Source organism: Ideonella azotifigens (genome assembly GCF_021043325.1).
Taxonomy (GTDB): Bacteria; Pseudomonadota; Gammaproteobacteria; order Burkholderiales; family Burkholderiaceae_C; genus Ideonella; species Ideonella azotifigens.
This window is the reverse complement of the sequence record NZ_JAJNKD010000008.1, coordinates 136,769-151,186: the sequence shown is the minus strand read 5'-3', so window position 1 is coordinate 151,186 and position 14,418 is coordinate 136,769. Positions and strand designations below refer to the sequence as shown.

Here is a 14,418-nt window from a genome sequence, read left to right as displayed (position 1 = left end):
TGCGTCCTGATTAGTCACGAGTCTCAGCTTGTTGACGAATATCCCGCTCAGTCAGTGGACGCCCTCGGGCCACATTACCGAGCAGATCCCGGAGCAAGCCGTGCAGGTCAAACCGATGGTTGAAGCGGTAGTTGAAGGCGCCAAGGTAGTGAGACGCGTACTTGGCGAACCGGAAGGCCTTGTGAGCGCCGCTGATGGCCGTCTTGAGGTTGCCCAGCACCGTGTTGACCCACTTGAGGATTTCCATCTCTCGTGGCTTGCGCTGGCCCACGACGATGAAAGAGTGCGCGCAGCCCGCATCGATCACCCCGGCAAAGCAGTTGAGCCCGTCGCTCAGCACGTCTGTGCCGGGCTGAAGGTTCAAGCCTGCCCACTGCGCAATGGCCTGACGGGTGAAGCCGCTCAAGGCCGAGATCCTGGCCTGCATCGGGTGGCCTTGCTGATTGAGCGAGACCGCCGCCACGATGGGCACCTTGTTGGGCGAACCCCGCCCGCCAGGGCCGGGGCGTTCTCCGCCGAGATAGGCATCATCAAGCAGCACCTGGCCTTGCAGCGGCACCTGGGCATCGGCCTGGGACATCGTGTCCATCAGCTTGTGTTGCACCAACCAGGCGGTGCGGTAGCTCACTCCCAGGTGACGCTTCAAGGCCAGGGCCGACAAGCCTGTCTTGGCCTGGCTGATGAGGTACATCGCCAGAAACCAAGTCCTCAGCGGCAGCTTGGTGCCTTCCAGCACCGTGCCCGCGGTCAGCGAAGTCTGATGCCGGCAAGCGCCGCACTGCAGCAACGTGCGGCTGCCATGGTGAACGCGGTAGTGCCCCGTCCAGCCATAGGCTGGGCAATGGAACCCGGTGGGCCAGCGCGCCTTCTCCAGCGCCAACGCACATTGCACCTCAGTGCCAAAGTCCTGCATGAACTCGTGCAGCGACATGCCTTGCTGAAACTGGACTCGGTTCATCGCCATCACGATCTCCTGGCCTGCGAATCCGTTCAGGCTACGCGGCCACTGGCTCACAGGGTGCGCCAGGCTGAGGGTCATGACTAATCAGGACGTGCGTTGCAGGCAGATGGCGGCGTGGCTGCGGTTGCAGCGGCGCTCGGCTTTGCGATCCCGGGTCACCCATTAGCCGCCTCCGTCAATAGGGACGAGCAGATTTCTGCGGCCGTCCCCGCATTTTTCAATTCAAAGCCTGCATTCCCAGCCGTTGAGGTCACTGCACACTTGGTTCTCGAAGATTGGTTGCGTCGCTGCGCAAGCGTCACCCATCAGGATCAAGGCCTGGGCGCTCTGTAGCGCTTGGCCCTTGGTGGCGTTTGCTGTCCCAAGAACCCCTGGCAGCCTGTTGGAAGAAAACTACTTCGACGCGCTGTGGCGCCCGGTGATCTCCCGTCGCAAGGACAACACCACCGGCAAGGAGCGCTTCGTCGTCAAATCCTACGACGTGGACGGCCACACCCTGTTCGAGTCCTACCCCCTGGACAGCCTGAGCAGCTACAGCGGCCAGTTCGCAGGCACCAACACCCTGCGTGATAGGGATTTGCGTCTTCGCGCAATCTCCTGACACTGCTCTGCACCACCACCCGCAGCCTCATGAGGGCTTGGGGCTGGCTTCGCGCATTGCGAAGCCGGCCGCGGGTGCCTCTTTGTCCTGCGGAGTATTTGATGTTGTTTGCTGCTGTCTGGCGCGCCGTGCTGGTGCTGGGAATTTCTTCTTCGGCGCTGGGTGCGTCGGCTGCCATCGCCGCGCCCTTGTGGCGTGACGTGCCGCCCGCGCAGGCGGCCCAGGCCTTTTCGGTGCAGGCTGCACTGGCTGCGCCCAAGGCCCGCTGGGTGCAGTGGGACAGCGCTTTGCTGCAGGCGCTGGTCGAGCGTGTGCCGGCCGCCAGCAGTGCCGAGGCCTTGCGCCCGCTGCTGGACCTGCCGATGCCCGATGGCAGCATGCTCACCTTCCGCCTCTCGCCGGTGGACGTGATGGCACCCGGCCTTGCCGCGCGCTACCCGCAGATCCACAGCCTGGTTGGCACAGCGGTCGACCAGCCTGGCGTGACGGCCCGCATCGACTTCAGCCCGCACGGCTTCAAGGCCATGGTGTTCACGCCGCAGGGCCGGGTCTTCATCGACCCGGGCCGCGATGCGAATGCCGGCCTGCACCAGGTCTACCTGCGCCAGGACCTGCCGCTGCGCCACCGCGACGCAGACCAGGTGCTCACGCCGCCGGGTGGCAAGGCCTCGTCTGCCCGCGCGACTGCAGGCCTGGCGGGCGCCACCACCGGCACCGAGCTGCTGACCTACCGGCTGGCGCTGGCCACCACCGGCGAATACGCCAAGTTCCAGGATCCGGACGCCTCGCCGACCAACAAAGCCGGCGTGCTGGCCGAACTGGTCAGCCTGACCAACCGCGTCACTGGCGTCTACGAGCGCGAGGTGGGCATTCGCCTGCAACTGATCGAAGGCGAAGACGCCATCATCTACACCGATGCCGGCACCGATCCGTATGCCAACAACAATGGCAGCTCGATGCTGGGCCAGAACATCCGCACGCTGCGCACGGTGCTGGGCAACGACGCCTTCGACATCGGCCATGTGGTGAGCACCGGCGGCGGCGGCGTGGCCTACCTGGGCGTGATCTGCAGCAGCAACAAAGCCGGCGGCGTGACCGGCCTCGGCTCGCCGGTGGGCGACGGTTTCTACATCGACTACGTGGCGCACGAGATGGGCCACCAGTTCGGTGCCAACCACACCTTCAACAGCGTGACCGGCTCTTGCGGCGGCGGCAACCGCGCTGCCAGCGCGGCCTACGAGCCGGGCAGCGGCACCACCATCATGGGCTATGCCGGCATCTGCGGCGCGGACGACATCCAGCCGCACAGCGACGCCCAGTTCCACAGCGCCAGCTACGACGAGATCGTGGCCTACACCCGCAGCGGCGGCGGCGCGAGCTGCGCCGCGGTGACCGCTTCGGGCAACACGCCGCCTACCGCCACGGCGCCAGCCGGTGGCTTCACCATCCCGGCCAACACGCCTTTCGAGCTCACCGGCAAGGGCAAGGACGCGGATGGCAAGAAGACGCTGAGCTACCAGTGGGAAGAGCGCGACCTGGGTCCCGGCGGCTCGCCTGACGCGCCCACCGGCACCGCGCCGCTGTTCCGCGCCTTCCCGCCGGTGGCCTCGACCACGCGCACCTTCCCGCAGCTGAGCGACCTGCTGGGCAACACCCACACGCTGGGCGAGCTGCTGCCCACCGAAACCCGCCCGCTGAACTTCCGCTTCATCGTGCGTGACAACCAGGCGGCGCCGTCTGCCGGTGGCCTGGCCAGCGCCGACCTGAGCTTCAACGTGACGGCAGACGCCGGCCCGTTCAAGGTCACCGCGCCGAACACCAACGTGCAGGCCACGGCTGGCGGCACGCTGAAGGTCAAGTGGGACGTGGCCAAGACCGACGTGGCGCCTGTGTCCTGCGCGGCCGTGGAGATCTGGCTGTCCACTGACGGCGGCCAGACCATGGGCTACCAACTGAAGGCCAAGGCTGCCAACACCGGCTCGGCGAAGGTCACGCTGCCGGCGGTGAGCACCTCGCAGGCCCGCATCAAGGTGAAGTGCCACGGCAACGTGTTCTTCGACATCTCGGACGTGGATTTCCGCATCGGCGGATGAAGCCGCTCGGGATTCGCCCATGAAAAAACGCGGCCTCGGCCGCGTTTTGCGTTGCGTTGCCGCCGAGGCGGCCTGGCAGATCAGCGTTCTTCGCCGGCAATCGTGCGGTAGGCGAAGGCGCCGAGCAGGGCACCGGCAATCGGTGCCACCCAGAACAGCCACAGCTGGCCGAGCGCCCAGTCGCCGACGAACACCGCCACGCCGGTGCTGCGCGCCGGGTTGACCGAGGTGTTGGTCACCGGGATGCTGATCAGGTGGATCAGCGTCAGCGCCAGGCCGATGGCGATCGGGGCGAAGCCGGCCGGCGCACGCTTGTCGGTCGCGCCCAGGATCACCAGCAGGAAGAACATCGTCATCACGACCTCGGTGACCAGCGCGGCCAGCAAGGAGTAGCCGCCTGGCGAGTGAGCGCCGTAGCCGTTGGAGGCAAAGCCCTTGCTGACGTCAAAGCCGGGCGCGCCGCTGGCAATCACGTACAGCACCGCGCCGGCCGCCAGGCCGCCCAGCACCTGGGCCACGATGTAGGGCAGCAACTGGTTGGCCGGAAAGCGGCCGCCGGCCCACAGGCCGACTGACACGGCCGGATTCAGGTGGCAGCCAGAGATGTGGCCGATGGCAAACGCCATCGTCAGCACTGTCAGGCCGAAAGCCAGTGACACGCCATGCAGGCCGATGCCCACATTCGGAAAGGCGGCCGCCAGCACCGCGCTGCCGCAGCCTCCCAGCACCAGCCAGAATGTTCCCAAAAACTCTGCGCCGTATTGCCGCATGTTGTTTTCCCGTTTGAATTGATCGAGCCAAGGTTTCAAAAGCCGGCGCAGCTTGCCACAAGCTGCTGGCCCGAAGGGTCAGGCGGCGTCATTCAAATTGGGGATGCTGGACGAGGCTGGCGGCAGCCTGCTGCGCCACCCGCGCGTGGGCCAGGCGGCTGAGGGCGGAGGGCTGCAGCCGGTTCAGGCCTTGCGGGTCATAGCGGGCGACCAGTTCAAGGTCGCTGCAATCAGCGAGCAGCTCGAAGCCCAGCGCCGCCAGGTCCAGCCTGTCACCCCAGGGGTCCCGAGATTGGCATCGCCGCCGCTTGCCAGGCCCTGGGAGAAGCGGCGGTTGCTCGCGGGTCCGTAGCATCGCGCAAAAGCGGCCGCCGCCGCAACGCTCTCCCCAAGCCCCTGCAGCGCGCGTTCAGGCGCGGCTCAGCACCCGGCTCACCGGCGCGTCAGCGCGCAGCCGCGTGGCCAGCGCATGCAGCACCTGCGGGAAGTCCTCGGTCACGGCCTTGCCGATCATCTCGGCTTCGGGCCCATGCACGGTTGCAGCGTAGGTGATGCGCACGCAGCCGTTGTCGGTCCGCTCGATGCGGTGGTCCACCAGCACGCGCACGTCGTCGATGACGGTTTCGTCGGTGAAGCCGAGGTTCTCCTGCACCGCCAGCAAGCGGCTGGTGAAAGCCGGCTGGCCGGGTGTCTTCATGACGAACTGGGTGCCGCTGGCAAACGGCCCTTCGAGCGTGATGTGTTCAATGCCGACGTTCCAGCGCGGCCAGCCGGCCACGTCTGAGAACAGCCGCCAGACGGCGGCGGGAGAGGCGGCTGCCAGGATGCTGAATTCGCTTTGCCACATGGTGTTGTCTGCCTGTTGAGTGGGTCAATCTGGCAGCCAGTGTCGGGGGGGCCTGCTGACAGCGTGATGGCAGCAGGCCGTGGCAATGCAGCTTCGCGGGCATCGCCGTGATGACCCGGTTGCCGGGTCATCGGGTGCCTGGCCTGGCTTACTTGCCGAGGCGGCCGCGCGGGCTGCCCACGCCGGTGCATTGGTCCCAGCCCACGGTGGCTGCAGCACCGTTGTTGCCGGTGGTCACGTCATAGAAGTTGGTGCCGTATTCCTTGGCGGTGTGCAGCTGCGCGTACAACAGGTTGTTCTCCATGTTGCCGTAGTAGCCGCCGGCCGAGGGCGCCACGCCCAGGCGGTTGCCTGCGCCGTTGACCAGGCCAGCCACCAACGGTGCAGACAGGCTGGTACCGCCGACGACGTACCAGGCGCCAGCGCTGTAGACGTATGCGCCGCTGGCCGGGTCGGCTGCGTACGAGATGTCGGGCGTGTGGCGGGCCGAGGGGCCGAACTGCGCGTACTGGAAGCCGGTCCATGGGCCGGTGCCGGTGCCGAAGGTGGTGCTCCAGGTCTCGTAGGCGCTGGTGCCACCGCCCGAGCCAGCCCAGCAGCTTTCGCTCAGGAAGGCGTTGGTGGTGGCGTCGCGGTTGATGGTGGTGCCGCCCACCGAGGTCACCCACGGCGAGGAGCTGGGCCACTGGGCGCCCAGGCCGGCGTCACCGGCCGAGAAGAAGAAGCTCACGGTCTTGCCTTCGAGCCAGTTCGAGCGGAAGACCCAATCCCAGTCCGAGGACTCGGTGCTCCACTCGGCGCCGCCCCAGCTGTTGGAGATCTGGCCGCCGCCGTAGGAATTGGCCTGCTGGATGGCGATCTGCTCGGCGTACATCATGTCGGCCCAGCTGTTGGAGCAGGCTTCGACCAGCACGATGTGGGCGCCAGGCGCCATCGCGTGGGCATATTGCAGGTCCAGCGCGGTTTCGAGCGCCCAGCCGGAGTTGGTGGGCGGGGTGACGCAGGCGCCGTTGCCGTTGGCGATCACCTTCTTGAACTTTGCCGCGGGCAGGCCGAAGTAGGTGCTGAAGTAGGCCAGGTCGGCTGCCGCCGTGGGGGTGTCGTACGCGTCGACGATGACGATCACGCGGCTGCCGCCGGTGGCGTTGTAGGCCGCGTTGTTGACCGGCTTGCAGCCGCTGTAGGCGGGGCCGGCCTTGGCGATGCAGGCCAGCGATGCCGGGTATTCGGTGCCCGAGGCATTCGGGCCCGGGTTGGCTTCGGGTTCCGGCACGGCCAGGTCTTCCAGCCGGTTGACCTGGACGCCGTGGCGGTTGTGCACCACGAAGTTGGTGTGCACCCGCAGGCCGCGGTCCGCGGCGCGGCGCACGCTGCTTTCCGGGCGGAACACGGTGGCCGGCAGCACGTAGCGGCCCACGGCCTCGGGCTGGGGGGCGGCCAGGGCTTCGGCGCCCGGGGTCATCGGGCTGTCGGAAGCGGCGGCGGCCATGGCGAGGCCGGGCAGGACCGCAACGGCGGCCGCCAGCAGGCAACGTGTCAGGTGGACAGAGGTGTCTCTCATGTATCTCTCCGAATGGAATGAATGCAAAGGCAGTGCGCACGGGCAGGCGGATGCATGCCTGCCGGCCGGCCGGCGTGTCAGACCTGGTGCCGGGCGAACGCGAGCGCAGTCTGTGCGTTTGCAAGCGGCTCCGCATCCTCTTTTTCGGGCTGCGTGAACCGTGTCCCACACTCCTGGGCAATCTGCTTCCGGAAGGGTGAGGCGGTGGCACTTCCGGGCCGGATTTCACGTTCAAGGCGCGTAGGTGACCACGCCTCGTCCACCGGCAGTTGCCGCTTCGGAACCGCGGAGTGCCGCCCACGAAAAAGCGGACCTGCAGGCGGGAAGGCCGTGGCCTTTGCCTTGCAGGTCCGCTGGAAGGCCTGGTGCCAGGCCGTCAGGAGGAGGGAGATGGACGCTGGCTTACTTGCCGACGCGGCCGCGCGGGCTGCCCACGCCGGTGCACTGGTCCCAGCCCACGGCGGCTGCGGCGCCGTTGTTGCCGGTGGTCACGTCATAGAAATTGACGCCGTAGTCCTTGTTCGTCAGCAGCTCGGCGTACAGCAGGTTGTTCTGCGCGTTCGTGTAGTAGCCGCCAGCCTTGGGCGCCATGCCCAGGCGGTTGTTGGACGTGTTGGTAATGCCGGCCACCAGCGGTGCGGCCAGGCTGGTGCCGCCGACCACGTACCAGTTGCCGGCGTTGTAGACCCAGGCGCCGCTGGCCGGGTCGGCGTCAAACGAGATGTCCGGCGAATGGCGTGCGGCCTGGCCGAACAGCGGGTACTGGTAGTTGGTCCAGGGGCCGGTGCCGCTGCCGAACGTGGTGCTGTAGGTTTCGTAGGCGCTGGTGCCGCCGCCCGAACCCGCCCAGCAGCTTTCGCTCAGGAAGGCCTGGGTGGTCGGGTCACGGTTGATGGTGGTGCCGCCCACCGAGGTCACCCACGGCGAGGCGCTGGGGTATTGGGCGCCCAGGCCAGAGTCGCCCGCCGAGAAGAAGAAGTTGACCGGCTTGTTCGCGACCCAGTTGGAACGGAAGACCCAGTCCCAGTCGGTGGATTCAGTGCTCCATTCGGCACCGCCCCAACTGTTCGAGATTTCCCCGCCACCGGCGGCATTCGCCTGCTGGATGGCGATCTGCTCGGCGTACATCATGTCGGCCCAGCTGTTGGAGCAGGCCTCGACCAGGATGATCTTGGCCTTGGGCGCCATGGCGTGGGCCCACTGCACGTCCAGCGCAGCTTCCAGCGCCCAGCCCGAGTTGTAGGGTGGGGTGACGCAGGCGCCGTTGCCGTTGGCGATCACCTTGGTGAAGTTGGCCGCCGGCAGGCCGAAGAAGGAGCTGAAGGTGGCCAGGTCGGCCGCCGCGGTGGGGTAGTCGTAGGCATCGACGATGACGATCGCACGGCCGCCGCCGGTGGCGTTGTAGGCCGAGTTGTTGGTCGGCACGCAGCCGCTGTAGGCGGGACCGACCTTGGCAATGCAGGCCAGCGAAGCCGGGTACTCGGCGAACGTGGCGTTGGGGGCGGGATTGGCCTCGGGGGCTGGCAGGGCAAGGTCTTCCAGGCGGTTGACCTTGACCCCGTTGCGGTTGTGCATCACGTAGTTGGTGTGGACACGCTGGCCGCGATCTTCGGCGCGGCGCACGCTGCTGTCCGGGCGGAACACGTTGGGCGGCAGGACATAGCGGCCCACCGCGTCAGGTTCGGGTGCGGCCAGCGCGTCTGCACCGGGGGTCATCGCGCTGTCGGTGGCTGCGGCCATGCTCAGGCCGGGCAGGGTGGCAACGGCGGCTGCGAGCAGGCAGCGCTTGAAGTGAGTAGAGGCGTCTCTCATGTTGTTCTCCAGAAGGAATGGATGCAGTCATCAGCGCCCCGGCGGCCGGTGCATTCCGGCCTGTGAGTCAGCCTTGTGAAGGCTTGGAGCGCGACCGCAGTCTGTGCTTCTGGCAGGAGAGCGACACCCCTCTTGCAGGGGGTGTCGTGCACGTCGTCCCCTTTTTGAGCGTCCCCCAAAACGGAGATGGTGCCGCGGCACCGGTGCGTCACACCTGCATGTTCATGATGTCGGTGTAGGCCTGCACCAGCCGGTTGCGCACCGACAGCGTGGCCTGGAAGCCGAGCTGCGATTTCTGCATCGCGATCATGGTGTCTTCCAGGCTGACGGACGGGTTGTCCAGCTGCAGTTCCTTCTGCATGCGCTGGGTTTCGAGCTGCGAGTCGCTGACCGACTTCAGCGCGCTGCTCATGGCCGTCTGGAAGCTGCCTTTTTCGACGCTGTTCGTCGCTTTGGCGCGCGAAAGCGGCATGCCGTCCTGGGACAGGCCTGCTTTGGCAACTGCTTGCGCGAAGTCGAAAGGTTTGAGCTTCAGGTCCATGGCATTTCCTTCTCTAGGGGCCCTAAAGAAGTGGAGGGCATGACCGAAATGGTAGAGATCGCCGGGCTTCTCTATGGATGGAACTGCGAGGCGATTGGCGGGTTTCTCGCGTCTTGGTGAACCGCGGCGCTGGCGAACAATTCGGTCCGTGCCCTCTTGTGGGGCCGTTGACCTTTTCGCTGCTGAGTGCCCGATCCCATGGACCAAGCCCTTGTCGCCCCCGTACCCGCCGAGCTGACCCCGGTCGCCCCCCAAGGCGCCGTGGCCAAGCTGATGGCCATGCCGCCCGCCACCAAGCTCAAGCTTGGCGGTGCGGTGGCCGCCGTGCTGGCGGCCATGGTGGCGATGATGCTGTGGGCCAGCCAGGGCGACTGGCGCATCCTCTACAGCGGCCTGCCGGACAAGGAAGCCGGCGCCATCCTGGCCCAGCTCCAGCAGATGGGCGTGCCCTACAAGCACAGCGACGGCGGCGCCTCCATCATGGTGCCGGCCGACAAGGTCTACGACCTGAAGATGAAGCTCGCCGCTGCCGGCCTGCCCAAGGCCAGCGTCACCGGCAACGAGCTGCTGGACAACGCCCGCTTCGGCCAGACCGATCGCCAGGAACGCCTGAACATGCAGCGCGCGCTGGAAGGCGAACTGGTGCGCACCATCACCAAGCTGGACGGCGTGGAAGATGCCCGCGTCCACCTGGCCCTGCCGAACCAGAACGGCTTCTTCCGCGAGCAGCAAAAACCCAGCGCCAGCGTGATGCTGACGCTGATGCCCGGTCGCACGCTGGACCGTGGGCAGTCCGCGGCCATCGTGCACCTGGTCTCGTCCAGCGTGCCGGACCTGAATGCCAAGGCCGTCAGCGTGCTGGACCAGCGCGGCACCCTGCTCTCTGGCCCTGGCGAAGACAGTGCCCGCAGCCTGGACGAACAGCAGCTGCAGTACGTGCATCAGATCGAGGCCAGCTACCTCAAGCGGGTGCAGGACCTGCTGGAGCCGGTGGTCGGCCGCGACAACCTGCGCGCCTCGGTGACCGCCGACATCGACTTCAACCAGACCGAAGCCACTTCCGAGCAATACCGCCCCAACCAGGGCAACGAGCCGGCCGCGGTGCGCAGCACCCAGAGCGCCGAATCCAATGGCGCCGGCAACCCCATGCCCACCGGCGTGCCGGGTGCCGCGACCAACCAGCCCCCGGTGCCGGCCACGGCGCCGATCAACGGCGCCTCGGCCCCGCTGCAGGCCACCCAGATGGGCGGCAGCGGCGGCAGCTCGCGCCGCGAAGCCACCACCAACTACGAGGTCGACAAGACCGTGCGCGTGACGCGCAATGCCACTGGCGCGGTGCGCCGGCTGAACGCTGCCGTGGTGGTCAACCACCGCACCTCGACCGATGCCAAGGGCAAGACCACCACCTTGCCATTGCCGCCCGAGGAAATCGAGAAGCTGACCGCGCTGGTGCAGGAAGCCGTGGGCTTCAGCAAGGAGCGCGGCGACTCGGTCAAGGTCATCAACGCGCCGTTCAAGCCTGTCACCGAACCTGCGGCCGACGATCTGCCACTGTGGAAGCAGCCGTGGCTGCTGGACCTGGCGCGTGCCTCCGGCGTGCCTGCAGCATTGACCCTGGTGGCCCTGGCCTTGATCTTTGGCGTGATCCGGCCTGGCATCCGCCAGGTGCTGACGCCGATCGAGGTCGAGAAGGACGACAAGGGCCAGCAGCTCGATGCGGTGGTGGATGACGACAACATCCTGCCGGCCCTGGCCGGCGGCAGTGGACTGCCTGCGCTTGAGGCACCTCTTGAGAACACCCAGCTGGAAGCCGCAAGACGGCTGGCCCGTGACAACCCAGGCGCCGTGGCCAACATCATGCGCGAATGGGTGACCGGCGAAATCGCCACCTGAACAGGCAACGAACGACCCCATGGCTGGAAATTCGAAAGACGACGAAGGCGCCGAAAACGCCGCCATCCTCCTGATGTCCCTCGGGGAGGAAGAGGCGGCTGGCGTGTTCAAGCACCTCGGGCCCAAGGAGGTCCAGAAGCTGGGCGAAACCATTGCCCGGCTGAAGGTCATCCCGCGCGAGCGGGTCGAGCGGGTGCTGGAGAAATTCAGCAAGCAGGCCGAAGCCCAGCACATGCTGGTGGCCGACACCGACGAATACGTCAAGGCCGTGCTGCGCAAGGCCCTGGGCGACGACAAGGCCAACCTGCTGATCGACCGCATCCTGCAGGGCAGCGATGTGAGCGGCATCGAGAGCCTGAAGTGGATGGACGGCGGCTCGGTGGCCGAGCTGCTGCGCAACGAACACCCGCAGATCATCGCGGCCATCCTGGTGCACCTGGACTTCGACCAGTCCTCCACCGTGCTGAAGTCATTCACCGAGCGCCAGCGCAACGAAGTGCTGATCCGCATTGCCACGCTGGACGGCATCCAGCCTTCTGCGCTGAAGGACTTGAACGAAGTGCTGAACAAGGTGCTGGCCGGCGGCGACCGCCTGCGCAAGGCCTCGCTGGGCGGCGCCAAGGCCGCGGCCGAGATCATCAACATGATGGGCTCCTCGGTCGAGACCTCGGTGCTGGACTACATCCGCGAAGCCGACGGCGACCTGGCCCAGAAGATCATGGACAACATGTTCACCTTCGAGGACATGAACAAGCTCGACGACAAGGGCTTCCAGGCCGTGCTGAAGGAAGTCCAGAGCGACTCGCTGGTCGTGGCGCTGAAGGGCGCCACCGCCGAGATGCGCGAGAAGGTCTTCCGCAACATGTCCAGCCGCGCCGCCGAAACGCTGCGCGAGGATCTGGAATCGCGCGGCCCGATGCGTGTTTCCGAAGTCGAAGCCGAGCAGAAGGAACTGCTGAAGATCGTCCGCCGCCTGGTCGACGAAGGCCAGATCGTGCTGGCATCGGGAGGCGCCGATGACTTCCTCTAAACCGAACACCCCGCGCCCGGTGCCGCCGCCGCAAGGCGGCAACCGCCCGGCCAACGCCTACACCCGCTTCATTCCCCGCGAGGAGCTGGACAACTTCGCCGCCTGGACGCCCGACACCTTTGGTGGCGGCCTGGGCGGGTTGCCGCCCGGCGTCGTCGTCAATCCGCCGCCGGCCGCGCAGGCGCCGGTGGCGCCGCCGCCGCCCGCACCGCCGCCACCCCCCGCGCCCACGCTGGAAGAGCTGATGCAGGCCAGCCGCAAGCAGGCGGTCGATGCACGGCAGAGCGGCTACCAGGAAGGCTACCGCGACGGGCTGGAGGCGCTGGAAGCTGCCAAGCGCCAGTTCGCCCAGCAGATCAGCGCGCAGATGGCGCAGGTCGTGGCCGAATTCCAGGACCAGCTCGGCGGCCTCGAAACCCGCATGGCCGACTCTCTCGTGCAGACCGCCCTGAAGCTGGCCCGCCAGGTCGTGCGCAGCGAACTGGAACAGCGGCCGGACTGCGTGGTCCAGGTCGCGCAGCAAGCCGTGGCCGCGGTCATGGTCACCGCCAAGCACCTGGTGCTGCGGCTGCACCCCGAAGACGTGGTGCTGGTCGAAATGGGCGCTGCCGACACGCTGCGCACGCGCGACGTGATGGTGATCGCCGACCCGCAGGTTGCCCGTGGCGGCTGCATCGTCGAGTCCGACCTGGGCCGCGTGGACGCGCGCATCGAAAGCCGCTGGGCGCAGGCCGCTGCGGTGTTTGCCGTGCCGCTGGCCTGGCAAGGCGGCGCAGCCGCCGAGGCCGAGCCGCTTGAACCCGAACCCGAAACAGACGCCTGATGCTCACCACCCGCCCCGAGCGCTGGCAGCGCTTCCTGCAGGACATCCAGAACTACGCCTCCTTGCCGCAGCCGCTGGAAATGCAGGGCTCGCTGGTGCGCGTGACCGGCCTGGTGCTGGAAGCCGCCGGCGTGCGTGCGCCGGTCGGCGCCGTCTGCTCGGTGGGCGTGCCCGGCGAGTCGCCGGTCACTGCCGAAGTGGTCGGCTTCCATGGCGACCGCGCCTACCTGATGCCCACCGGCGAGCTGCATGGCCTGGCCAGTGGCGCCCAGGTGGTGCCGCTGCCGGTGCCGCAGATTCCCCCTCGCCTGGGCGTGGAAAACCATCCCTGGCGGCGCAGCGAAGACCGTGGCCTGCACCTGCCGATGGGCGAAGGCCTGCTGGGCCGCGTGGTCGATGCCCATGGCCACCCGATGGACCGCGGCGGCCCGTTGCAGGACGTGCTCAACGAACCGATGGTGCGCCGCCCGATCAATGCGATGGACCGCGACCCGGTGCGCCAGCCGCTGGACACCGGTGTGCGCGCGATCAACTCGCTGCTCACCGTGGGCCGCGGCCAGCGCATCGGCCTGTTTGCTGGCACCGGCGTGGGCAAATCGGTGCTGCTGGGCATGATGGCCCGCTACACCGCGGCCGACGTGATCGTTGTCGGGCTGATCGGCGAGCGGGGTCGTGAAGTCAAGGAATTCATCGAAGACATCCTGGGTGACGAAGGCCTCCAGCGCGCGGTCGTCGTCGCCGCGCCGGCCGACGCCCCGCCGCTGGTGCGCATGCAGGGCGCCAGCTATGCCACCGCGGTGGCCGAGCATTTCCGCGACAAGGGCCAGCACGTGCTGCTGCTGATGGACTCGCTGACCCGCTACGCGATGGCGCAGCGCGAGATCGGCCTGGCCATCGGCGAGCCGCCGGCCACCAAGGGCTATCCGCCAAGCTGTTTCGCCAAGCTGCCGCAGCTGGTTGAACGCTCTGGCAATGGCCTCAACGGCGTGGGCTCCATCACCGCCTTCTACACCGTGCTGACCGAAGGCGACGACCCGCAGGACCCGATTGCCGACGCGGCCCGAGGCATCCTGGACGGGCACATCGTGCTGTCGCGCGAGCTCGCCGAAAGCGGCCATTTCCCGGCCATCGACGTGGAGAAATCCATCTCCCGCGTGATGACCGCGGTGGCGCCGCGCGATCACCTGGAGGGCGCCCGCCGTGCCCGCCAGTGGATGGCCAAGTTCAACAAGGCGCGCGACCTGATCCAGCTCGGCGCTTACGTGCCCGGCGCCGATCCCGAGCTGGACGCTGCCGTCAAGGTGCACCCGCAGCTGGTGGCGCTGCTGCAGCAAGGCATGCAGGAGCGCGCCCCGCTGGAAGCCAGCCGCCGCGCGCTGCTGCGCCTGAACCCTGCTGGCCAGCCCCAGAACCAGGCGGGCGGCTGAGTGCTGCCTGGCTGAATCCCACAAGAAGGCATTGTTGAAGGTGTTGTTCCTCGCAGTGC

The 14,418-nt window shown here is 67.4% G+C and carries 12 protein-coding genes; 6 read left to right on the top strand and 6 right to left on the bottom strand.

Annotated features, from left to right (window positions below):
* Positions 1-10: 10 nt before the first annotated feature.
* Positions 11-964: an IS1595 family transposase gene (locus LRH25_RS18000; RefSeq protein WP_141285084.1), complete on the bottom strand. Its 954-nt coding sequence runs from the start codon at positions 962-964 to the stop codon at positions 11-13.
* A 379-nt stretch (positions 965-1,343) separates the two neighbouring features.
* Between LRH25_RS18000 and LRH25_RS17995 the strand changes: the two genes are divergently transcribed.
* Entirely contained in the window at positions 1,344-1,562 is a 219-nt protein-coding gene (locus LRH25_RS17995) for a hypothetical protein (RefSeq protein ID WP_141285073.1), read from the top strand.
* A 101-nt stretch (positions 1,563-1,663) separates the two neighbouring features.
* Positions 1,664-3,655 carry a reprolysin-like metallopeptidase gene (locus LRH25_RS17990; RefSeq protein WP_141285075.1) on the top strand — a complete coding sequence of 664 codons (1,992 nt, stop codon included), beginning with the start codon at positions 1,664-1,666 and terminating at the stop codon, positions 3,653-3,655.
* An 80-nt stretch (positions 3,656-3,735) separates the two neighbouring features.
* Here the strand turns inward: LRH25_RS17990 and aqpZ are convergent, their stop codons facing one another.
* The 5 genes from aqpZ to fliE form a co-directional block, all read right to left on the bottom strand.
* The gene (aqpZ, locus tag LRH25_RS17985) at positions 3,736-4,464 is read right to left on the bottom strand and encodes an aquaporin Z (RefSeq protein ID WP_259372423.1); all 729 of its coding nucleotides are present in this window, start codon (positions 4,462-4,464) and stop codon (positions 3,736-3,738) included.
* Positions 4,465-4,834: 370 nt separating this feature from the next.
* Entirely contained in the window at positions 4,835-5,272 is a 438-nt protein-coding gene (locus LRH25_RS17980) for an SRPBCC family protein (protein ID WP_141285078.1), read from the bottom strand.
* A 148-nt stretch (positions 5,273-5,420) separates the two neighbouring features.
* Complete coding sequence (locus tag LRH25_RS17975; RefSeq protein WP_231011866.1) at positions 5,421-6,833, bottom strand: S53 family peptidase; 1,413 nt, start codon at positions 6,831-6,833, stop codon at positions 5,421-5,423.
* A 402-nt stretch (positions 6,834-7,235) separates the two neighbouring features.
* Positions 7,236-8,645, bottom strand: coding sequence for a S53 family peptidase (locus LRH25_RS17970; RefSeq protein ID WP_141290249.1), 1,410 nt, complete (start codon positions 8,643-8,645; stop codon positions 7,236-7,238).
* Positions 8,646-8,853: 208 nt separating this feature from the next.
* Entirely contained in the window at positions 8,854-9,186 is a 333-nt protein-coding gene (fliE, locus tag LRH25_RS17965; protein ID WP_141290248.1) for a flagellar hook-basal body complex protein FliE, read from the bottom strand.
* Between the two features lie 198 nt (positions 9,187-9,384).
* On the opposite strand from fliE, the gene fliF reads away from it, so the two are divergent.
* Genes fliF through fliI form a run of 4 tightly spaced genes read left to right on the top strand, consistent with a single transcriptional unit; the run spans position 9,385 to position 14,359 of the window.
* Positions 9,385-11,079, top strand: a complete 1,695-nt coding sequence (gene fliF, locus LRH25_RS17960) for a flagellar basal-body MS-ring/collar protein FliF (protein ID WP_231011865.1) — start codon at positions 9,385-9,387, stop codon at positions 11,077-11,079.
* Between the two features lie 19 nt (positions 11,080-11,098).
* Positions 11,099-12,109, top strand: coding sequence for a flagellar motor switch protein FliG (gene fliG, locus LRH25_RS17955; protein ID WP_141291723.1), 1,011 nt, complete (start codon positions 11,099-11,101; stop codon positions 12,107-12,109).
* On the top strand, positions 12,096-12,932 hold the full coding sequence (locus tag LRH25_RS17950) for a FliH/SctL family protein (protein WP_231011864.1): 837 nt from the start codon (positions 12,096-12,098) through the stop codon (positions 12,930-12,932). Before fliG ends, LRH25_RS17950 begins: the two co-directional genes overlap by 14 nt.
* The gene (fliI, locus tag LRH25_RS17945; RefSeq protein ID WP_141290616.1) at positions 12,932-14,359 is read left to right on the top strand and encodes a flagellar protein export ATPase FliI; all 1,428 of its coding nucleotides are present in this window, start codon (positions 12,932-12,934) and stop codon (positions 14,357-14,359) included. Before LRH25_RS17950 ends, fliI begins: the two co-directional genes overlap by 1 nt.
* Positions 14,360-14,418 lie beyond the last annotated feature (59 nt).